Source organism: Bradyrhizobium sp. T-12, from assembly GCF_058314695.1.
Genome location: NZ_CM177756.1, coordinates 312744 through 332726, shown reverse-complemented (window position 1 = coordinate 332726; position 19983 = coordinate 312744). Strand labels below are relative to the sequence as shown.

22 protein-coding genes are annotated in these 19983 nt (G+C 65.6%); 13 read left to right on the top strand and 9 right to left on the bottom strand.

Translation table 11 applies throughout. From position 1 onward, the window contains the following. The first annotated feature begins 138 nt into the window (after positions 1–138). From AC0WRY_RS01600 to AC0WRY_RS01580, 5 genes are all read left to right on the top strand, one after another. Positions 139–978, top strand: coding sequence for an FkbM family methyltransferase (locus AC0WRY_RS01600; RefSeq protein ID WP_491122575.1), 840 nt, complete (start codon positions 139–141; stop codon positions 976–978). A 10-nt stretch (positions 979–988) separates the two neighbouring features. Then, positions 989–1375: a VOC family protein gene (locus AC0WRY_RS01595; protein ID WP_211415122.1), complete on the top strand. Its 387-nt coding sequence runs from the start codon at positions 989–991 to the stop codon at positions 1373–1375. A 65-nt stretch (positions 1376–1440) separates the two neighbouring features. After that, complete coding sequence (locus tag AC0WRY_RS01590) at positions 1441–1926, top strand: pyridoxamine 5'-phosphate oxidase family protein (RefSeq protein ID WP_211415123.1); 486 nt, start codon at positions 1441–1443, stop codon at positions 1924–1926. Continuing rightward, positions 1926–2168: a hypothetical protein gene (locus AC0WRY_RS01585; RefSeq protein ID WP_285809327.1), complete on the top strand. Its 243-nt coding sequence runs from the start codon at positions 1926–1928 to the stop codon at positions 2166–2168. The genes AC0WRY_RS01590 and AC0WRY_RS01585 overlap by 1 nt, the downstream gene beginning before the upstream one ends. Positions 2169–2354: 186 nt before the next feature. Further along, entirely contained in the window at positions 2355–4484 is a 2130-nt protein-coding gene (locus AC0WRY_RS01580) for an OmpA family protein (protein ID WP_491122574.1), read from the top strand. Between the two features lie 159 nt (positions 4485–4643). Here the strand turns inward: AC0WRY_RS01580 and argG are convergent, their stop codons facing one another. From argG to AC0WRY_RS01550, 6 genes are all read right to left on the bottom strand, one after another. Then, positions 4644–5981 carry an argininosuccinate synthase gene (gene argG, locus AC0WRY_RS01575; RefSeq protein WP_491122573.1) on the bottom strand — a complete coding sequence of 446 codons (1338 nt, stop codon included), beginning with the start codon at positions 5979–5981 and terminating at the stop codon, positions 4644–4646. A 91-nt stretch (positions 5982–6072) separates the two neighbouring features. Further along, positions 6073–6849 (bottom strand): phosphatase PAP2 family protein, encoded by a 777-nt coding sequence (locus tag AC0WRY_RS01570; protein ID WP_194405372.1) that lies wholly within the window; start codon positions 6847–6849, stop codon positions 6073–6075. 71 nt (positions 6850–6920) lie between these two features. Then, on the bottom strand, positions 6921–7415 hold the full coding sequence (locus AC0WRY_RS01565; protein ID WP_194405371.1) for a hypothetical protein: 495 nt from the start codon (positions 7413–7415) through the stop codon (positions 6921–6923). 48 nt (positions 7416–7463) lie between these two features. Continuing rightward, entirely contained in the window at positions 7464–8666 is a 1203-nt protein-coding gene (rlmN, locus tag AC0WRY_RS01560; RefSeq protein ID WP_491122572.1) for a dual-specificity RNA methyltransferase RlmN, read from the bottom strand. A 192-nt stretch (positions 8667–8858) separates the two neighbouring features. Further along, the gene (locus AC0WRY_RS01555; RefSeq protein ID WP_491122571.1) at positions 8859–9506 is read right to left on the bottom strand and encodes an invasion associated locus B family protein; all 648 of its coding nucleotides are present in this window, start codon (positions 9504–9506) and stop codon (positions 8859–8861) included. A gap of 107 nt (positions 9507–9613) precedes the next feature. Further along, entirely contained in the window at positions 9614–10453 is an 840-nt protein-coding gene (locus AC0WRY_RS01550) for an SDR family oxidoreductase (protein WP_491122570.1), read from the bottom strand. A gap of 208 nt (positions 10454–10661) precedes the next feature. Between AC0WRY_RS01550 and AC0WRY_RS01545 the strand changes: the two genes are divergently transcribed. Further along, positions 10662–11636: an NADPH:quinone oxidoreductase family protein gene (locus AC0WRY_RS01545; protein WP_194405367.1), complete on the top strand. Its 975-nt coding sequence runs from the start codon at positions 10662–10664 to the stop codon at positions 11634–11636. A 114-nt stretch (positions 11637–11750) separates the two neighbouring features. Here the strand turns inward: AC0WRY_RS01545 and AC0WRY_RS01540 are convergent, their stop codons facing one another. Both AC0WRY_RS01540 and AC0WRY_RS01535 read right to left on the bottom strand, forming a co-directional pair. After that, the gene (locus tag AC0WRY_RS01540; protein ID WP_194405366.1) at positions 11751–12137 is read right to left on the bottom strand and encodes a YkvA family protein; all 387 of its coding nucleotides are present in this window, start codon (positions 12135–12137) and stop codon (positions 11751–11753) included. A gap of 102 nt (positions 12138–12239) precedes the next feature. Then, entirely contained in the window at positions 12240–12530 is a 291-nt protein-coding gene (locus AC0WRY_RS01535) for a 4a-hydroxytetrahydrobiopterin dehydratase (RefSeq protein WP_483071593.1), read from the bottom strand. A 152-nt stretch (positions 12531–12682) separates the two neighbouring features. On the opposite strand from AC0WRY_RS01535, the gene AC0WRY_RS01530 reads away from it, so the two are divergent. Together AC0WRY_RS01530 and AC0WRY_RS01525 are read left to right on the top strand one after the other, a co-directional pair. After that, positions 12683–14128, top strand: coding sequence for a TAXI family TRAP transporter solute-binding subunit (locus tag AC0WRY_RS01530; protein ID WP_491122569.1), 1446 nt, complete (start codon positions 12683–12685; stop codon positions 14126–14128). Positions 14129–14340: 212 nt separating this feature from the next. Beyond that, positions 14341–15882: an alkaline phosphatase D family protein gene (locus AC0WRY_RS01525; protein WP_491122568.1), complete on the top strand. Its 1542-nt coding sequence runs from the start codon at positions 14341–14343 to the stop codon at positions 15880–15882. 32 nt (positions 15883–15914) lie between these two features. On the opposite strand, the gene AC0WRY_RS01520 is transcribed toward AC0WRY_RS01525, so the two are convergent. Further along, entirely contained in the window at positions 15915–16298 is a 384-nt protein-coding gene (locus tag AC0WRY_RS01520; RefSeq protein WP_246776396.1) for a response regulator, read from the bottom strand. 178 nt (positions 16299–16476) lie between these two features. Here AC0WRY_RS01520 and AC0WRY_RS01515 point away from each other — a divergent pair, with 178 nt between their 5' ends. From AC0WRY_RS01515 to AC0WRY_RS01495, 5 genes are read left to right on the top strand one after another with little or no spacing between them, the layout of a single operon-like run. Beyond that, positions 16477–17241: a Crp/Fnr family transcriptional regulator gene (locus tag AC0WRY_RS01515; protein ID WP_194405361.1), complete on the top strand. Its 765-nt coding sequence runs from the start codon at positions 16477–16479 to the stop codon at positions 17239–17241. A gap of 52 nt (positions 17242–17293) precedes the next feature. Beyond that, entirely contained in the window at positions 17294–18010 is a 717-nt protein-coding gene (locus AC0WRY_RS01510; RefSeq protein ID WP_194405360.1) for a prolipoprotein diacylglyceryl transferase, read from the top strand. Further along, the gene (locus AC0WRY_RS01505) at positions 18007–19452 is read left to right on the top strand and encodes a radical SAM protein (RefSeq protein ID WP_194405359.1); all 1446 of its coding nucleotides are present in this window, start codon (positions 18007–18009) and stop codon (positions 19450–19452) included. The genes AC0WRY_RS01510 and AC0WRY_RS01505 overlap by 4 nt, the downstream gene beginning before the upstream one ends. Then, positions 19449–19676 carry a hypothetical protein gene (locus AC0WRY_RS01500; RefSeq protein ID WP_194405358.1) on the top strand — a complete coding sequence of 76 codons (228 nt, stop codon included), beginning with the start codon at positions 19449–19451 and terminating at the stop codon, positions 19674–19676. The genes AC0WRY_RS01505 and AC0WRY_RS01500 overlap by 4 nt, the downstream gene beginning before the upstream one ends. Beyond that, complete coding sequence (locus AC0WRY_RS01495) at positions 19673–19954, top strand: hypothetical protein (protein WP_194405357.1); 282 nt, start codon at positions 19673–19675, stop codon at positions 19952–19954. Before AC0WRY_RS01500 ends, AC0WRY_RS01495 begins: the two co-directional genes overlap by 4 nt. Positions 19955–19983 lie beyond the last annotated feature (29 nt).

Genomic DNA, 19983 nt, shown 5'->3' with positions numbered 1-19983 from the left:
GCAATCCGGGGCTCGTGCCGCAAGCGGAAAAGGTCCCGGATCTCGCTGCGCCTTATCCGGATTACGAACTTCTCGTGAAGATTGGAGTCCTCCGCAAAACCGGCTATGCATGCGCCGCTTGCAACGAGGATCTGCTGCTTGACGACCGACAATACCCCTTCGTCCGCGCCGTTCGGCGCGTTTGCGCCGAACGCGGCGCAGGCCGCGATCATCCGCCTCACGACGCAATCGGGGCTGAAGCGCGGCGCGTTCCGTCCGTGGATGTCGCGGCTGGTGAACCTGCTGCGGAGCGGCCCCGTCGACGTGCAATATCAGGGCGCCTCGTTCCGGCTCTATCACCAGGGCAGCGCGACCGAGCGCGGCGCATTGTTCAATCCCGATTACAATCTCGACGAACTCGACTTCCTGCGCCAGTACACCCCTTCCGGCGGCACCTTCGTCGATGTCGGCGCCAATGTCGGCACGTTTGCGCTGGTGATGGCGCGACAGGTCGGCAGCACCGGCAAGGTGGTCGCGATCGAGCCGCATCCGCTGACGTTTGGACGGCTTTCCTTCAATCACGCCGCATCGAAAGCTGCGCAGGTGCGCCTGGTGCAGGCCGCGGCCGGTGAGACCGACGGCGAGCTGATGATCGAGAGCGGCGGCGGCAATCTCGGCGCCACCCATGTCGTCACCGGCACGGCCGGCGCGGACGCGATCAAGGTGCCGTCGCTGCGCCTGACGCGCATCCTCGACGAGGCCGGCGTCACCCAGATCGATTCGCTCAAGATCGACGTCGAAGGTTTTGAGGACCGCGTGCTGACCGGCTTCTTCCGCGACGCACCGGCCGCGCTGTGGCCGCGCGCGGTGGTGATCGAGCACCTCTCGCAAAACGAATGGCAGCAGGATTGTATCGCCGACATGGTCGCGCGCGGCTTTACGATCGTGCGCAAGACACGAAGCAATACGTTCCTGTCACGGCTTGCAAGAACGAACTAGGGAGCTGGCGATGATCGACCATTTGGGCTTTTCCGTCTCCGACTACGAGCGCGCGAAAGCGTTCTACGCCAAGGCGCTGGCGCCGCTCGGCTACGGCCTGGTCATGGAGGTCACGGCTGAGCAGACCGGGCACGCTGCGGCCGCAGGCTTCGGCACTGAGGGCAAGCCGGATTTCTGGTTCGGCGGCGAAGGCGCCATGAACAAGCCGGTGCATATCGCCATTCGTGCCGACAACCGCGCTACCGTCGACGCGTTCTACAAGGCGGCGATCGCGGCCGGCGGACGCGATAACGGCCCGCCCGGCATCCGCCCGCATTATCACCCGAACTATTATGGCGCCTTCGTGCTCGACCCCGATGGCCACAACATCGAGGCGGTCTGCCACACCCCGGAATAGCCGGGTTCCTGCCGGAACCTGAAATCCCGGCGGCCGTTATCGTTGCTTGCAGCGAGGAGTACGATATGGCCAACGACAATGCCCGCGACGTCGATCGCGCCTGGGAGCTGATGAAGAAGATCGGCTTCGCGATGCTGGTGACGCGCGACGGCGACAAGCTCCGTGCGCGGCCGATGAGCGCCCATCTCGATCGCGACGCGAACACGATCTACTTCCTGACCGACGCACGGCGCCACAAGGACGAGGAGATCGCCCGCAATCCCTCGATCAATTTGTCGTTCGCGGATTCCGGCAGCCAGAAATATGTCTCGCTGACCGGCACGGCCGTGGTCTCCAACGACCGTGCAAAGATCAAGGAGCTGTTCTCGACGCCAGCCAAGGCGTGGTGGGACAGCGCGGAGGATCCCAACATCCGCGTGCTCAAGATCGCACCCGACGATGCCGAGTTCTGGGATTCGCCGGGCACGGTGATCTCCTATGTGAAGATGGCGGCTGCGGCGGTGACGAACACGCGCCCGGACATCGGTGAGAACCGCAAGGTCTCGATGTGATGCCGATCGAGCCGCCCGAGATTCCACCCTCGACACCGGGCACGCCGACCGAGCCGCCGCCGGGAATTCCGCCCGGCAATCCGCAGCCTGAAATCGCGCCGCCGGTGCGCGAGCCCGGTGAATCCCCGCGGCCCGATGAACTCCCGGGCAACGTGCCCGAAGAGATTCCATCACGCGGGCCGAACGGGCCGCTCACCCCCAACCCCGCGACGGACGCGAATCCGCCGCGGGATAGCGCATGAGATGCCTCATCACATGTGAGGCAATTGCAACCAGCGTCTGAATGCGCAATGAACGTCGCTGGAGTGACGTAATTTCCATGCAGAAATAAATCGGGCCGCGATCGCTTCGCCCGCCACAATCCGGCCTAACGCGTAGCTGTTCATCCCAACACTTCGTCAAAGAACCTTCCGGGGAAGTTCACCACCATGACCAATCTTCGTTTCGTGCTGCTTGCGACGACGGCTCTGACCGCGATGCAATTCGCAAGCTCCGCATCGCAAGCGCAAAGTGCGCCGCCGCTCGTGGTCGCGCAGGCCCAGCCGCAAGACACGGGCCCTGACGGAAAACCGAAGCAGCCGCCGAAGGGGCCGCCAGCAGCCGCGCCGCCTGCCCCGCCCGCGCGCCCCGCCGCGCCGCCGCCCGCAGCTGCACCTCCCCATCCGCCTGCTGCGCCGCCGCCGGCGGCCGCACCGCCTCGCCCGGCCGCGCCACCTCCGCCTCCACCGCCACCTGCGGCCCGCCCGGCCCCGCCGCCGCCACCCCCGCCGCCTGCCGCGCCGAAACCGCCGTCACCGCCCCCGGCTGCGGCCCCGCAGCAGCATGCCCCGACGCCGCCTCCCGCACCGCCGGCAGCACGCCCAGCACCGCCGCCCGCCGCGGCGCCGCAGCACGCGCCCACGCCGCCGCCCGCCGCACAACCCCACACGCCGCCTCCGCCACCGCCGGGCGCGCGTCCCGCTCCGACTCCACCGGCTCCGCCTCCCGCAGCAACTCCCCAGGGCCGCCCTGCGCCCGCGCCCACGGCAACGCCGTCTCCGTCACCGGCCGCGCCGACGGCACGACCGGGCGCGCCAGCTCCGGCCGCGACACCGGCGCCAACCGCAACGCCGGCTCCTGGCAGCACACCTGGCAGCACACCCGGCGCACCGCCGGCTGGCCGTCCCGGTACACCGCCGCCCGGTCGTCCCGGCGCGCCTCCGGCCGCAGGGGCTCCAGCTCCCGGGGCCGCTCCGACCGCGACGCCAGCTCCGGCTGGCACGCCGACGCCGCCGCCCGGACGCCCAGGTGCGGCACCCGGCGCGACACCGGCTCCGACCGCGACGCCAGCGCCTGGCCAGCAGGGTGCAACGCCGCCTGCCGCCGGAACTCCGCCCGCCTCACCGCAGGCTGGCGCTCCGCCCCGGCCGCCGGCACCTCCCGCCGGCGCGGCAGCACCGACTGTCGTCCCCGGCTCGGCGGCCGCAGCGCCGCCGCCGAACAGGGCACAATACGCTCCGCCGACGGTTGCCCCGGCCTTCCGGGCCGCCCCGACGGTCGCCGCGCCCTTGCCGCCTGCCCCGCGTCCGCCGCAGCGTGACCTCACGCCGCTCGCGGTCGGTGCAGGCGTGGTGGCCGGCGCCGTGATCGGCGCCACCATCGCCGACATGCACAATCAGCGACGCGAGACCATCGAAGGCGGCCGCACCGTCTACACCGAGCCGGACCGCATCATCATCCGCGATCCGGGCGGGCAGGCCTATGTCCGCGGCAACGACCTCTATCGTTTCCGTTACGGCGCCCGCGACATCCGCACGGACACGGTCGGCGGCGAAACCCGCACGGTCGTCGTTCGTCCTGACGGCAGCGAAATCATCACCGTCGTCGGCGCCGACGGCCGGCTGATGCGGCGCATCCGCAGGGATCCCCGTGGACACGAGCTCATCATCATCGACAACACCTACCGCGATCCACGGGCGGTCGGCGGCTTCTATGTCGACGTGCCGCCGCCGGTCGTGAACATTCCTTACGATCGCTACATCGTCGACGCCCAGGAAGCGTCACCTGATGTCATCTACCAGACCATGGTGGCACCGCCTGTGCAGCGGATCGATCGGCGCTACTCGCTCGACGAGATCCGCTACAGCCCGAATGTTCGCATGCAGATGCCGAGCATCGACGTCAACACGATCGTCTTCGAAACGGGATCGTGGACCATCCCGCCGGACCAGGCGGCCCGGCTGCAGACGATCGCCGACGGCCTCAACCAGGCGATCCAGCGCAATCCGCGCGAGGTCTTCCTGATCGAGGGACACACCGACGCGGTCGGCAACGAGGTCGACAATCTCTCGCTGTCGGACCGTCGTGCGCAGGCCGCGGCCGAATTGCTCACGCAGCAGTTCGGTGTCCCCGCGGAGAACCTGACGTCGCAGGGCTATGGCGAGCAGTATCTGAAGGAGCAGACGCAAGGCCCGAGCGCGATCAACCGTCGCGTCACGATCCGCAACATCACGCCGCTGCTCAACGGCGGCCAGGCCTCGTTGCCGCCGCCCCCGCCCGGCACCGCGCCGCCGCGGTAACGGCACACACAAATGCAAAATGGCCGGGAGCGATCCCGGCCATTTTTGTTTGTGCCTTTGGCAGGCCGTAGCCCGGATGGAGCGAAGCGCAATCCGGGATCTATCCGCTTGGCGACAAAGTCCCGGATTTCGCTTCGCTCCATCCGGGCTACGAGAAACTCAGCCCTTGTCGCTCTCGAGCCGGAAGATCTGCGAGCCTTCGCTGCCCGAGAGCAGGCCCGTATCGGTGTAGAGCTTCAGCTTGGCGCGGGTATCGTTGATGTCGAGGTTGCGCATGGTGAGCTGGCCGATGCGGTCGGCTGGCGTGAAGGCGGCGTCCTCGACCTTCTCCATGCTGAGCCGCTCGGGCGCATAGGTGAGGTTCGGACTCTCGGTGTTGAGGATCGAATAGTCGTTGCCGCGGCGCAGCTCCAGCGTCACCTCGCCGGTGACGGCGCGCGCGACCCAGCGCTGCGCGGTCTCGCGCAGCATCAGGGCCTGCGAGTCGAACCAGCGGCCCTGATAGAGCAGGCGGCCGAGGCGCATCCCGCTGATGCGGTACTGCTCGATGGTGTCCTCGTTGTGGATGCCGGTGACGAGGCGCTCATAGGCGATGTGCAGAAGCGCCATGCCGGGCGCCTCATAGATGCCGCGGCTCTTGGCCTCGATGATGCGGTTCTCGATCTGGTCGCTCATGCCGAGACCATGACGGCCGCCGATCGCATTGGCTTCGAGGAACAGCGCGACGGGATCGGCGAAGGTCTGGCCGTTCAGCGCCGTGGGCTGGCCTTCCTCGAAACGCACCACGACCTTCTCGGCCTTCACGGCGCAATCGTCGCGCCAGAACGGCACGCCCATGATCGGGTTGACGATCTTGATGCCGCTGTCGAGGCTTTCGAGATCCTTGGCCTCGTGCGTGGCGCCGAGCAGATTGCTGTCGGTCGAATAGGCCTTCTCGGCGCTCATCTTGTAGGCGAAGCCCTGCGCCGCCATGAACGCCGACATCTCGGCGCGGCCGCCGAGCTCGTCGATGAACTGCTGGTCGAGCCAGGGCTTGTAGATCTTCAGGCCGGGATTGGTGAGCAGGCCGTAACGGTAGAAGCGCTCGATGTCGTTGCCCTTGAAGGTCGAGCCGTCGCCCCAGATGTTGACGCCGTCTTCCTTCATCGCCGCGACCAGCATCGTGCCGGTGACGGCGCGCCCCAGCGGCGTGGTGTTGAAATAGGTGATGCCGCCGGTCGAGATATGGAAGGCGCCGGACTGGATCGCGGCGATGCCCTCGTGGACGAGCTGCGTGCGGCAATCGACGAGCCGGGCCTTCTCGGCGCCGAACTCCATCGCCTTGCGCGGGATCTCGTTGTAGTCGGCCTCGTCGGGCTGGCCGAGATTGGCGGTGTAGGCGTAGCAGCGCGCGCCCTTCTGCTTCATCCAGAGCAGCGCCGCGGAGGTGTCGAGGCCGCCCGAAAAAGCGATGCCGACTTTCTCACCCTTGGGCAGGCTTTTCAGGATCGTGGTCATGGGGCTTCCAATCGGGTCTCAAGGGGCTGATGTGAGGACGATTGACCGCGCGAATAACAAATTTCGCGGGGCTCGGCACCCATTTAATGGCCTAAACGGACGGTTCGGCGCTCGTCTTGCGGCCGAACAGGCGCTGGCGGAGCCGGTAGGCGGGCATGTTCAGCCGGGTCAAGGCGGCATCGACCGCCTCGTCGGAAAACCGGGTCCGCGGCCAGCGGTAAATCAGCGCGTAGGCAAACCAGATCACGACGAAGGTGACGAGGCCGGCGATTGAGACGTCGGTGAAGAAGTGCCCGCCGAAGGCCATGCGCAGCCCGCTCGTGACGGCGCCAAAGATCACGGCGGCGGCATAGGCGAGCGGCCGCCAGGCCGGCGGCGCCAGCGCGGCCGGCGCCAGCGTCCAGAACGCGGTCGCACCTTCGCCCGAGAAGAACGAGCAATTGCGCGCGCAGCCGCCGCGCGGATCCCACCACGGCACGAATTGCTGGTCGCCGGCGAACTGCGTCACCACCACCGGGCGCGGCCGGCCCCAATAGGTCTTGAAGGTGAGGTTGGTGAGAATGCCGGCCGACAGGATGATCGTGACCAGCAGGAACACGATCGCGCGCCCCGACACCATCAAGGGCCGGTCGGGCCTGACCATCTTGACCACGAGCGCCACCAGCGACGGCAGCACGAAGGCCCAGGCGACCCACATCGCAGCGTCGCGCGCGAAGCCCGCCCAATCGTTCAGCTTGAGCGGAAAGGTTTTCGTCTGGGGATCGAAGAACAGCGAGGCGAGCTTGAGATCGAGCTCGGGATAGAGGCCGAAAACGACGCCGATCACGAGCCACAGCGAAAGGCCGATGAAGAGTCCGGTACGGTTCATGGCGCGCGGTTTAGCGGAGTGAGGCGGAGATGGAAACCCTTGCAGCGGTCATTCCGGATTGACGGCGTAAACTACGGCGCATCCGGCCTTGAATTCGACGGCAAAGGCGGAGGCGGCATGCGCGGAGGCGGCGGGATGCGCCAGGCGCCGGCGTTGCGGCCGGCGATCAGCCAGTAGACCACGCCGGCGACGATGCCCGCGCCGGTCATGATCTCCAGATGACGCCGCACGATGCCCTCGAACTGAAACGTGTCAGAGTGAAACGGGACGAGGCCGAGATAGCAGGCGAGCCCGACGAGGCCGCCGCCGACGGCGTAAGCGAGCGCGCTGCGAATGTAGAGCGCCTCGGTGATCGCGACGATCACCATCGCCGGCACCAGTGCAAAGCCCGAGACGAAGATGAAGCCGAAGCCGAGCAGAACGTCGATCGTGCCCTGGTCGACGGGACCGGCGCCGAGATCGGCGAATTCCGGGAACAGCAGCGCGACAACGACGATCATGCCGCCGACGAAGCAGGCGGCGAGGAAGCCGATGAAGATGACGACGAGGCGGCCGATCAGGGACATGACACGAAAGCCACCGTTGCGGTCATTGCGAGAGCGTCGCCGCCATCATCAATCCGTCATCGCCATGGCGCGCAGCGCCTGGCGTTCCCTGGCTGAGAGCTTCTCGGTCTCCGACTTGAGCTGGCCGCAGGCCGCAAGGATGTCGCGGCCGCGGGGGGTGCGCACCGGGGATGAATAGCCGGCGTTGAAGATGTATTCGGAGAATCTTTCGATCTGGTCCCAGTCCGAACACTCGTAAGCCGTGCCGGGCCAGGGATTGAACGGGATCAGATTGATCTTGGCGTGAATGCCCTTGAGCAATTTCACCAGCAGTTTTGCATCGTCGAGCGAATCGTTGACGCCCTTGAGCATCACATATTCGAAGGTGATGCGGCGCGCGTTCGATGCCCCGGGATAGTCGCGGCAGGCCTGCAGCAGCTCCTTGATCGGATATTTGCGGTTGAGCGGCACCAGCTCGTTGCGCAGCTCGTCGCGCACCGCATGCAGCGAGATCGCGAGCATGACGCCGATCTCTTCGCCGGCGCGCACGATGTTCGGCACCACGCCGGAGGTCGACAGCGTGATGCGGCGGCGGGAGATGCCGATGCCTTCATTGTCGCCCACGATCAGAAGCGCATCGCGCACCGCGTCGAAATTGTAGAGCGGCTCGCCCATGCCCATCATCACGATGTTGGTGACGCGGCGCGTGCCGTCCTCGCGATCGGCCCAGTCGTTCAGGCGATCGCGCGCGACCATGATCTGGCCGACGATCTCGCCCGCCGTGAGGTTGCGCACCAGGCGCTGCGTGCCGGTGTGGCAGAACGAGCAATTCAGCGTGCAGCCGACCTGCGAGGAGACGCACAGCGTGCCGCGATCGGTCTCGGGGATATAGACGCACTCGACTTCATGCGCCTTCTGAACATTGTCGCCGCTCGGCAAACGCAGCAGCCATTTGCGGGTGCCGTCGTTGGAGATCTGCTCGGCCACGACCTCGGGACGGTCGACCGTGAAATGCTGCGCGAGCTCGGCGCGAATGCCCTTCGAGATCGAGGTCATGTCGTCGAAGCTCTGGGCGCCGCGGAAATAGAGCCAGTGCCACAGCTGCTGCACCCGCATCTTGCGCTGCGCCGGCGCGACGCCGATCTCGCCGAGGCGATCGGCCAACTCCGTGCGCGACAGGCCGATCAGCGACGGCCTTGCCGGCGGCACATAGGTTTCGAGCGGAGTCTTCTCCACCAGGATTGCGTTGTGCGGCTCGGTCGTCGGTTGCATTGAATAGGCCCGATTGTGTTGTCGTTCCGGGGGCGATGCGAAGCATCGAACTATGGTGTGCAATTGCGCACCTGAGAACCTCAAGATTCCGGGTCTGGTCCTTCGGACCATCCCGGAATGACGGAAAGAAAATCTGGAACCGCCCCTATATAGCAACCGGAACCGCCGATTGCGACCTTCCCGCCGGCAGGCTTAACGCCTGCAATCCTGCGCGATCTTGTCGAGCGCCTGGGCGAGGCCCTTCAGCGAGAACGTGTCGGTCGTCTCGGTGCCCTTGGCCGAGACCCCCTTGACGACGAGGTCGGCGGATTTGCGCATGGCCTCGACCATCCGCTCCTCCTCGGCCGCGTTCTTGATCCAGAGGCCGTCGCCATGCGTATACATGGCAAAGGCGGCGCCGCCGACCTCGACCGAGGATTCCGAGCCCGGCTTCAGCGCATAGCCGATCATCACCGAGACTTCGTTGTTCACCTTCTCGGCCGGCCGGGTCGAGACGAAGGCATAGGCGGGATCGCGCGGCCGGTTCGGCGGGTTGGTCTTCGACGACGACGGCTTGGCCAGCGCGAAGCAGACCTTCTTGCCATTGGGCGTCGCCGAATAGGCGCCCCAGGTGCCGAACTGGCCGATCAGGGTCGGCTCCGCGCCACCTGCAACTGACGCGGGCGGTGCTGCCGGCTTGCTCTCCGGCTTTGCAGCCGATTTTGCGGTCGTGGGAGCAGGCGCGGCCGCCTTCGGTGCAGCGCTCTTGGGCGCCGGTTGCGCCGTCTGCGCCCGCGCGGAATCGGCGATTCCACCGGCCATCACACCAGTCATCAAAGCTAAAATCAGCACCCGCCACATGCTGGAGTGGTTCCCTCAATATTGTGACTGGAAGATGGCCCGGCCGCGCTTTGTCCCCGCGGCAGGGATAGCCGGGAAAGTTCAATTTGGGAAGGCAGTTAGCGGTCTCAACCTTTGGATCGCGCGGCACGCTGGGCGGCCCATTGCGCCTCGGTCCAGCCAAGCAAATCCTCGGCGCCTGAACTGCGCAGATGTGCGCCACCGTCAATGACGACCATCTCGCCATTGATGTAACCGGCGCGATCCGAGACCAGGAAGCTGGCGAGATCGGCAAGCTCGCCGTGCTCTCCGGTCCGGCCCAGCGGATTGCGCGCGGTCCAGCCTTCGTCCCGGCCTTCGGGGCGGAGCTGCCCCGACGCGCCGGCGGTCGGGAACGGACCCGGCGCGATGGCGACGGTGCGGATGCCCTTCGGCCCCCATTCCACGGCAAGACTTTTGGTCATCGCCAGCAGCGCCGACTTCGCCATCGCTGACGGCACGGTGAAGGCGCGGCCGGTGATGGTCGAGGTCGAGAGGATCGAGAGCACGACGCCGCCATGCTTGTCCTCGATCCAGCGCCTGCCGGCCGCAAGCGTGCAATACATCGCACCATGCAGCGTCGGCGCCAGGATCGCATCGGCCGCACGGAGCGACAGATGCTCGCTCTGTGCGATGAACGTGGCGGCAGCGTTGTTGACGAGGATATCGAGCGGCGCCTCACGCCAGATTTGGTCCATCATGGTCTCGACGGCAACGCCGTCGCGGATATCGCAGGCGATGGTGGTGACCTTGCCATTGGTCTGTTCGCGCATCTCGGTTGCCGTGGCCTCGAGCCGGTCGCGCTTGCGGCCGCAGATCACGAGCTCGGCGCCAAGCGCAACGAAGCGGCGTCCCATCGCGGCGCCGAGACCCGAGCCACCGCCGGTGACGAGGATGCGCTTGTTCTTGAGCAGACCCGTTTCAAACATCGTTTGAATCCTTCTTCCGTCATTGCGAGCGCCGGGAAGCAATCCAGAGTCCGTGCCGCGGAAATAGCCTGGATTGCTTCGCTGCGTTCGCAATGACGAGGATAAGCCGGTGCGTGGCCGCAGACAAAGAATCCGGATTGTCGCCCGCGGCTAAATCCGGCAGAAACGGCCCAACTATAATTCCACTCGAAACGCTTCAGGTGCCGCCATGAAAGCCATCCTCTGCTCGCAATATTGCCAGCCCGACGATCTCGTGCTGGCCGAGGTGCCGGATCCGGTGGCGGGTCCCGGCGAGGCCGTGATCGCGATCAAAGCCGCGGCGCTGAATTTCTTCGACATCCTGATGATCCAGGGCAAATACCAGATCAAGCCGCCGTTTCCGTTCTCGCCGGCCGCTGAAGTTGCCGGCGTGATCGAGAGCATCGGCGCGGGTGTGAGCGATCTGAAAGTCGGCGATCGCGTCGTCGCCTCCTGCGGCCACAACGGCGCGCGCGAGAAGATCGCGCTGCCTGCGGCATCCATCGTGAAGATTCCCGACAATCTCGATTACGACCGCGCCGCCGGCATCATCATCATCTACGGCACCGCGCTGCATGCGCTGGAGGATCGCGCCAGCCCGAAGCCGGGCGAGACGCTCGCGGTGCTGGGCGCGGCGGGCGGCACCGGCCTTGCCGCCTGCGAGCTCGGCAAGCTGATGGGGTTGAAGGTGATCGCCTGCGCCTCGTCGGACGAGAAGCTCGAATTCGCCAAAGCGCACGGCGCCGAGCTGACGCTGAACTACGCCAAGGAGGACCTGAAGGAAGGCCTGCGCAAGCTCACGGGCGGCAAGGGCGTCGACATCATCTTCGATCCCGTGGGTGGTGCGTATGCCGAACAGGCGCTGCGCTCGATCGCCTGGGAAGGCCGCTTCCTCGTCATCGGCTTTGCCGCCGGCGACATTCCGAAGATGCCGCTCAATCTCGCGCTGCTGAAGGGCTGCGACATCCGCGGCGTGTTCTGGGGCGCCTGGACCCGGCAGAATCCGGAGAAGAACCGCGCCAATCTCGAGAAGCTCGTGAAGTGGACGGCGGAAGGAAAGATCTCATCGCATGTCGATCGCACCTTCCCGCTGGCCCAGACCGCTGACGCGCTGAAGGTGCTTGCGGGACGCCAGGCCATGGGCAAGGTGATTTTGCATCCGTGAGGTCATGCCGTGGCGAATGGTGTCGCGATGCCATCGCCACGAAGGGCCGCGGCGTACTGGATTCCCCGCCTTCGCGGGGAATGACAATGGTGGGTGTGGCTGAGACGGCAGCCGTTACGCCGCTTCCGCGTCCCCTTCCTCCACCCCACGCTTCAGCGCGGCGCGGGCAGCTTCGCGGTGCTCATTGGTGATATGACCGGCGACCATGCGGATGGCGGTGGCGAGCACGGCGGCGTCGTCGGCGAAGCCGAGGATCGGCATCACGTCGGCGACGAAGTCGAACGGCAGGATGAAATAGGCGATCGCCCCTAACAGCGAGGCCTGGACGTGGCGCGGCGTCTGCCGGTCGAACGCGCAATAGTAAGCCGCAAGCAGGTCTTCGGCGAATGGCAGATGCGAGGCGCCACGCTTCAGCTTGCGCCAGAAGCGGCGGCGCACGCTCTCGCGATCTTCCGCGAGCCGATCGGCCGGCTCGAAACCGACACTGTGTTCGGCAGCCATGTTCGATAAACTCCCCGTTCAGCCCCGAAGCGGCGGACCGCCGCATCCTGGTTGATCACAAGATGGGGATGTGGCCGGTCCCTGCAAGACGCCGGTAGGGTCTCAGCCTGCGATCGCGTTCATCGCCTTGGCCAGCGTGACGTCGAGCGCCGTGACGCCGCCGGCGTCGTGGGTCGACAGCACCACCTCCACCGTCTTGTAGACGTTACGCCATTCGGGATGGTGATCCATCTTCTCAGCGACCAGCGCGGCGCGGGTCATGAAGCCGAACGCCTCGTTGAAATCCTTGAAGATAAAGGTCTTGGCGATGGCATCCCGGCCTTGAACCTCGGTCCAGCCGGACAATCCACCCAAAGCCTGCTTGCGCGCCTCCGCCGAGAGCCGTTCTGCCATGGTCATCTCCGTTCTTCAGGGGAACTTTACCCTAACACGGTGCTGACGCCCGGGTTCATACGGGGATTTCCGCCATCCGCTAACCATGACGGAGATGTAACCCCGCCGGACAAGAAATTTGCTACAATTGCGGGCGTAAATCGCCGGCCAAGATGAAACTGAGCCTCAAGCGCCTGTTTGGGAGATCGATGACCGGGGGATTGGACCTGGCCGAAGCGCCCCCTCCGCCTTCGCCGCGATCCACGGCGCGGAAGACCGCCTTGGTGACTCTCGCATTCGTGCTCGCGATCGTCGGCGCGCTCGCCGGCGGCTATTACTTCGCGATGCGGCCCTTTGCGCTGAGGATCGCGGTCGGCCCCGCCAACAGCGATGACGTCAAGGTCGTGCAGGCGCTGACGCAGGCCTTCACGCAGAACAAGAGCCAGGTGCGGCTGCGGCCGATCCAGACCGACGGCGCCACGGCCAGCGCAAATGCGCTCGCGGAAGGCAAGGTCGATCTCGCCATCGTGCGCGGCGACGTCGATGTTCCCAAGAACGCGCAAGCGGTCGCGACCCTGCGCAAGAACGTCGTGGTGCTGTGGTCGGTGCCTGGCAAGGGCAAGAAGCGCGGCGCGAAGATCACCAAGATCTCGCAGCTCGCCGGCCACCGCGTCGGCGTGGTCGGCCGCACCCAGGCCAACGTCAATCTGCTCAAGGTGATCCTGCAGCAATACGGTGTCGATCCCGCCAAGGTCGAGATCGTGCAGTTCCCGGCCAACGAAGTTGCCGAGGCGATCAAGGGCCAGAAGGCGGACGTCTATCTCGCGGCGGGCCCGGTCAACAGCAAGATCACGGCGGATGCGATCGCCGCCACCACCAAGGATTTCGGCTCGCCCAGCTTCATCGCGATCGATTCGGCGGACGCGATCGCGCAGAACCATCCGGTCTACGAAGCATCCGAGATTCCCGCCGGCACCTATGGTGGCTCGCCGGCCCGCCCCGAGGACGAGGTCAAGACCGTCAGCTTCTCGCACCACATCGTGGCGCGCAAAGGCGTGTCCGAAACCACCATCGCGGCGTTCACACGCCAGCTCTTCGCGGTGCGCCAGCAATTGGTGGCGGAATTCCCGCTCGCGGCGAAGATCGAAACGCCTGATACCGACAAGGATGCGGTGATCCCCGTGCATCCCGGCGCGGCCGCCTTCGTCGACGGCGAGGAAAAGACCTTCCTCGACAAATACAGCGATTACATCTGGTGGGGCCTGATGGCGCTCTCCGCCATGGGCTCAATCGGCGCCTGGTTCGCCGGCTATCTGAAGAAGGACGAGCGCGACAACAACAGCCATCTGCGCGAACGGCTGCTGGACATGATCGCGACCGCGCGCAAATGCGAGACGACCGAGGAGCTCGACCAGATGCAGGCCGAGGCCGACGAGATCCTGCGCGATACGCTGCGCTGCTTCGATCACGGCGCGATTGAGGAGGGCTCGCTCACTGCCTTCAACATCGCGCTGGATCAGTTCCACGCCGCCGTCGCAGACCGCAAGACGGTGCTGTTCAGCCTGCCGCAGAACCTGCAACGCGCGGGCGCGCAGTTCCGGGCCGCCGGCAACGCGTAAGCCCTCGCGCGCGTAATCGCTGCGTCACATTGCCTCAATATAGCTCCTCGTGTCATTCCGGGGCGATACGCCAGCATCGAACCCGGAATCCATCGCGCCGCATTCGCGAGGAGACATGGATTCTCAGGTGCGCAATTGCGCACCATAGCTCGCGCCACGCACGCCCCGGAATGACGGCCTCTTCTGCAAGCTCGGATTTGGAGCCAACTTCCATGCACATCAAATTCTCCCGCCGCCGCTTCCTCGCCACCGGCGCCGGTGCGCTCGGCACGATCGCGATGCCCTATCTGTCGCGCGCGGCCGATCGGCCGGCGGTGACGCACGGCGTCCAGTCGGGCGACGTCACGGTCGATGGCGGCGTGGTGTGGGCACGCACCGACCGGCCCGCGCAGATGCTGGTCGAGGTGGCAACGACCGAGTCCTTCAAGAATGCCCGGGCGCTGCCGCCGATCACGGCGCTCCCCGAGAGCGACTTCACCGCAAAGATGCTGATCGAGAACCTGCCGGGCGGCCAAGACATCTTTTACCGCGTCCGCTTCCGCGATCTCTCGCACAGCGCGGTCGAGGGCGAGGCGGTCGTCGGCCGTTTCCGCACCGCGCCGGCCGACCGCCGCGACGTCAGCTTCGTCTGGGGCGGCGACGTTGCGGGCCAGGGCTGGGGCATCAACCCCGACGACGGCGGCATGTTCACCTTCTCGGCGATGCGCACGCACCGGCCGGACTTCTTCCTGCATTCCGGCGACACCATCTACGCCGACGGCCCGATCCAATCCGAAGTGAAGCTCGCCGACGGCAAGATCTGGAAGAACCTCACCATTCCCGAGAAGGCCAAGGTCGCCGAGACGCTGGACGAGTTCCGCGCCGCGCACAAATACAATCTCACCGACGGCAATCTTCGCGCCTTCAATGCCGAGGTGCCGATCTTCGTGCAGTGGGACGACCACGAGGTGACCAACAACTGGTCACTGTCGAAGGAGCTGCCGGCGACCTATAAGGAACGCAATATCGCGCTGCTCGCCGCGCGCGCGGGCCGCGCCTTCCACGAGATGTATCCGCTGCGCGAGAGCATCAACGAGCCCGGCCGGGTCTATCGCCAGATTGCCTACGGCCCGCATCTCGACGTGTTCGTGCTCGACGAGCGCAGCTATCGCGGCGCGAACGGCCCGAATCTGGAAACGGAATACGGCCCCGCCAGCTATTTCCTCGGGCCGGAGCAGATCGCCTGGCTGAAGCGCGGCCTCATCAATTCGCGCGCGACCTGGAAGGTGATCGCCTCCGACATGCCGCTGAGCCTCGTCGTGTCGGACACGCCGAAAGGCGGCTCGGAAGCCATCGCGCAAGGCGACGGTCCGGTGCGCGGCCGCGAATTCGAGATCGCCGACATCCTGCGCTTCATCAAGATGGCGCCGATCAGCAACACGGTCTGGCTGACCGCCGACGTGCACTACGCCGCCGCGCATTATTACGATCCGAACAAGGCGCAATTCCAGGAGTTCGAGCCGTTCTGGGAATTCGTCTCGGGCCCGCTGCATGCCGGCACATTCGGTCCGGCCGCGCTCGACAACACCTTTGGACCCGAGGTGCGCTTCGTCAAGGCGCCCGGCAAGGACAGCCAGAACCTGCCGCCGTCCGCCGGCATGCAGTTCTTCGGTCACGTCAAGATCGACGGCGCCTCCGGCCAGATGACGGTAACGCTGCGCGACCGCGCCGATGTCGCGCTGTGGTCGACCACGCTCGATCCGAAGCCAAGCTGACTGTTGCAGCTTCTCCTTCGCCGGAGAACGCTCTAACCGGTGGCGCGCAGCTTCAGCGCCGCCTCCAGGGCGTCGCTCGAACACGGCTTCTGCAGCCGGGGCTGGCCGGAGAATTCGGGCGGAATGCGCGCTTCGGCACCGTAGCCGGTGACGAAGACGAACGGGATCTTCAGCGCGACCAGCCGCTCGGCGACCGCAAAGCTCGTCTCGCGGACCAGCTCGACATCGAGCAGCGCGAAGTCCGGCGCACGCTCCGAAATGGCGTTCAGCGCCTGGGTTACCGAGCCGACAGTCCGCACATTCGTCACGCCGAAGCCGAGCAGCCGGTCCTCGAAATCGATCGCGATGATCGGGTCGTCTTCGACAATCAGAACGTCAGCCGGCCAGCCTGTGCCATCGGGAACTACGGGTGTCATGATCGGATCTTGGTGCGGGGGTTTTGGATCAGGACAGCCGCGACACGATGCCTGCGCACAGCGCATCGAAGGGTTCCCGGAACGAAACCCACCACATCGCCGTTTCCTAGTCTGTCCACTTGTGCACACAGGACCTTGACGGAACTCGCTAGGGTAGGGAGGAGGATGGGAGTTCACGATGGATGCGCGTATCGGCAAGACAATCGAGGCCGAGAGCCGGCCGGCCAACAATTTGTTGCGGCGTTTGAGCCAGGCGGACTACGCCCTGCTTGCGCCGCATGTGACGGTCGAGACCGCCGCGGCCAATCAATTGCTCTACAGTCCCGGCGATGACGTCCAGGTCGTCCACTTCCCCTGCGGACCGGCGCTCGCGACCTTTCTCGTTCCCAACGAGGACGGCCGCGACGTCGAAACCATCCTGGTCGGCCGCGAGGGCGCGGTGGGCGGCATCGTCAGCGAGGGATACTTGCCGGCCTATACCCGGATCTGCGTGAAATTCGGTGGGCCGTTCGCGCGCATTCATGTCGCCAAGCTGGAAGCGGCCAAGCTGCGCTCGGCGTCGCTGCGCAACATCTTCGCCCGCTATGCCGATTGCATGCTGGCCCAGATCTTCCAGTCGACCGCCTGCAACGCGATCCATTCGATCGAGCAACGCACCGCCAAATGGATTTTGGCGGCGATGGAGCGGACCGGCGACGAGAGCAGCGTGCCGCTGACCCACGAGCAGCTTGCGACACTGCTCGGCGTTGGCCGCTCCTATGCCAGCCGCGTGCTTCAGTCGTTCAAGGCAGAACGGATTCTCGACACGCGGCGCGGCTCGATCCTGGTCCTCAACCGCGACGGCCTGAGGCTTCGCGCCTGCCTGTGCAACGACGCGGTGAAGATGCACTTCGAAGAGGTGCTGCGCGGCGTCTACCCGACCGAGGAGCGGGAGGCGGGGTAGCGGCTTCTTCCCACTATCCCGCACCGCCTGAACCTGCGCTAGTATCCCCGGCATGAGCGGGGCTTTGCTGCACACTATCTTCGACATCCTGGCGTGGCTGGCGGCGGCCGCCGCCGTCTGGTGGCTGTCGCGACAACGCCTGCAGTTTCCGGCGCAATCCTTCCAGCTGCCGTATGTCGCCGCGCTGGTGTTCGGCGCCGGCCTCGGCGCCTATCTGTTCGGCTCCGCCAATCTCTGGCTGTCGGGCCAGAGCGGCATTGCGCGCTCGGTCGAGGGCGCGCTGGCGGGCGGCATCGTGGCGATCGAGCTCTATAAATGGACGGCCGGCATCACCTTGCGCACCGGCGCGCGGTTTGCGCTGCCGCTGGCCGTCGGCATCGCGATCGGCCGGCTCGGCTGCTACTTCGCGGGCCTCGACGACTTCACCTATGGCACGCCAACATCGCTGCCCTGGGGCCATGATTTCGGCGACGGCGTTCTGCGTCATCCCGTGCAACTCTACGAGAGCGCGGCCATGGCCGTGTTTGCCCTCATCTATGTGCTGGCAGTCTTGAACCGGAACGCGTTTGTAATCACCAATGGTTTCTACCTGGCGCTCGCCTATTATGGAGCGCAACGCTTTCTATGGGAATTCCTCAAGCCCTACGGCGCGCTGATCGGCCCCCTCACCCTGTTTCACCTGCTGTCGCTGTCCATCCTGCTCTACGCCGGCGTCATGCTGGCGACGACGCCCAAAGCGAGACCTTTGCAGAATGAGTTATTTGCATGAACGCGCCGTTGCGTAGATCGCGCCCCTATATTTTCTGGGGCCAGACCCAATCTCTCTGCGAGACCTGCCTGAAGCTGGTGCCGACGAAGATCCAGATCCTGGACAACGAGGTCTGGTACGAAAAGCGTTGCAGGGAGCACGGTGTCCAGTCGACCCTGGTCTCGACGGACGCCGCCTATTGGCGCCTGTGTAAGGACTTCATCAAGCCCGGCGACCGGCCGCTGCAATTCCAGCAGCGCACGGAGTTCGGCTGTCCCTATGATTGCGGTCTCTGCCCCGACCACGAGCAGCATTCCTGCCTGGCGCTGATCGAGATCACCGAGCACTGCAACCTCACCTGCCCGGTCTGCTTCGCAGAATCGTCGCCGGCGCGAACGAAATTCACCCCGCTCGCGACCATCGAAAAAATGCTCGACGCGCTGGTCGCGAGCGAGGGCGAGCCCGATCTCGTGCAGATCTCAGGCGGCGAGCCGACGCTGCATCCGGACTTCTTCGCGATCCTCGACGCTGTGCGCGCACGCCCGATCCGCCACGTCATGATCAACACCAACGGCCTGCGCATCGCTCGCGAAAAGGATTTCGTGGCGCGGCTGGCCGAGAACAAGCGTGGCCTTGAGGTCTATCTCCAGTTCGATTCGCTGCAGCGCGACGCGCTCATCAATCTGCGCGGCGCGGACTTGCGCAAGATCCGCCAGCAGGCGCTGGAAAATCTCGAGCATTTTGGCGTATCGACCACGCTGGTGGCGACCATCAAGCGCGGCGTCAACGATGCCGAGATCGGCGACATCGTCCGCCACGCACTCACCTGGACATGCGTGCGCGGCGTCACCTTGCAGCCCGTGCAGGACGCCGGCCGCAACGACGATTTCGACGAGAAGACCGACCGCATCATGCTGTCGGAGATCCGCAAGCGCGTGATCGAAACCGGCGTGTTCGGCGACAAGGACATGATCCCGCTGCCGTGCAATCCCGAGAGCATCTCGATCGGCTATGGCCTGCGCAATGGCGAGAAGGTGCTGCCGTTGACCTCGCTGATCCCGCAGGAGCAGCTCGTCGCGGTGATGCCCAACACGATAAGCCCGGAGAAATACCCGGTGCTGCGGGAAAAATTCGTCGATCTGTTCTCGCTGTCGTCGGGCCCGCTCAACACGAGCGAGCGCGTCTGCGAACTCTTGTGCTGCCTGCCGAGCTTCCAGGTGCCGGACGGGCTGTCTTACGAGAACGTCTTCCGCGTCACCATCGTGCAGTTCCTCGACCGCTTCAATTTCTGCGTCGGCAACGTCAAGCGCAGCTGCATCCATTTCGTGACGGAGCAGGGGGCGATCATTCCGTTCGACACCTACAATTTGTTCTACCGCAACGGCAAGATCGACGGCATCCGCGCCGAGTTGGCCGGCGAAACCTATCGGGACGCCGGGCAGCGTGAGGAGATGCCGCGTTGAGCGAGACGCCTTCACCTCCAGCGTCGCGGAGCGGATGTGTCACCGCGTTCATGGTAATGTGCGGGGTGATCCTGCTGCTCCCCGGCATCTGCGCCCTGATCTTTGCCTTCGACCAGACCCAGTCGTCACACTTCGACACCCGTTTCATCCCCGTCCTCGTGCTTGCAATGCTGGTGGCCTTTGCCGGCGTGATGTTGATCAGGGCAGCGAGAAAGAGACCATGAGCGATTCCAGCCCCACCCCACCGGCAGTGCCTCCACAGATCCAGCAACCGCGCAGCGGCTGCCTGACCGCACTGATGGCGATCGCCGGGATCTTCATGCTGCTGCCGGGACTCTGCGCGCTCCTGTTCGGCGGAATGTCGGTGGTCGAGGGTGGCCAGATCCCCTCCGACATCGCCTCGCTGGTCTTTTTGGGGTTGGTCATCGGCATCGGAGGCGTCGTCATGATCTGGGCGGCCATCGTGGGCCGAAAGGCCCCGCCGGCCCGGAATGGGAGCTAACCCCCGGGGATTCCCGGACAAAATTCAGT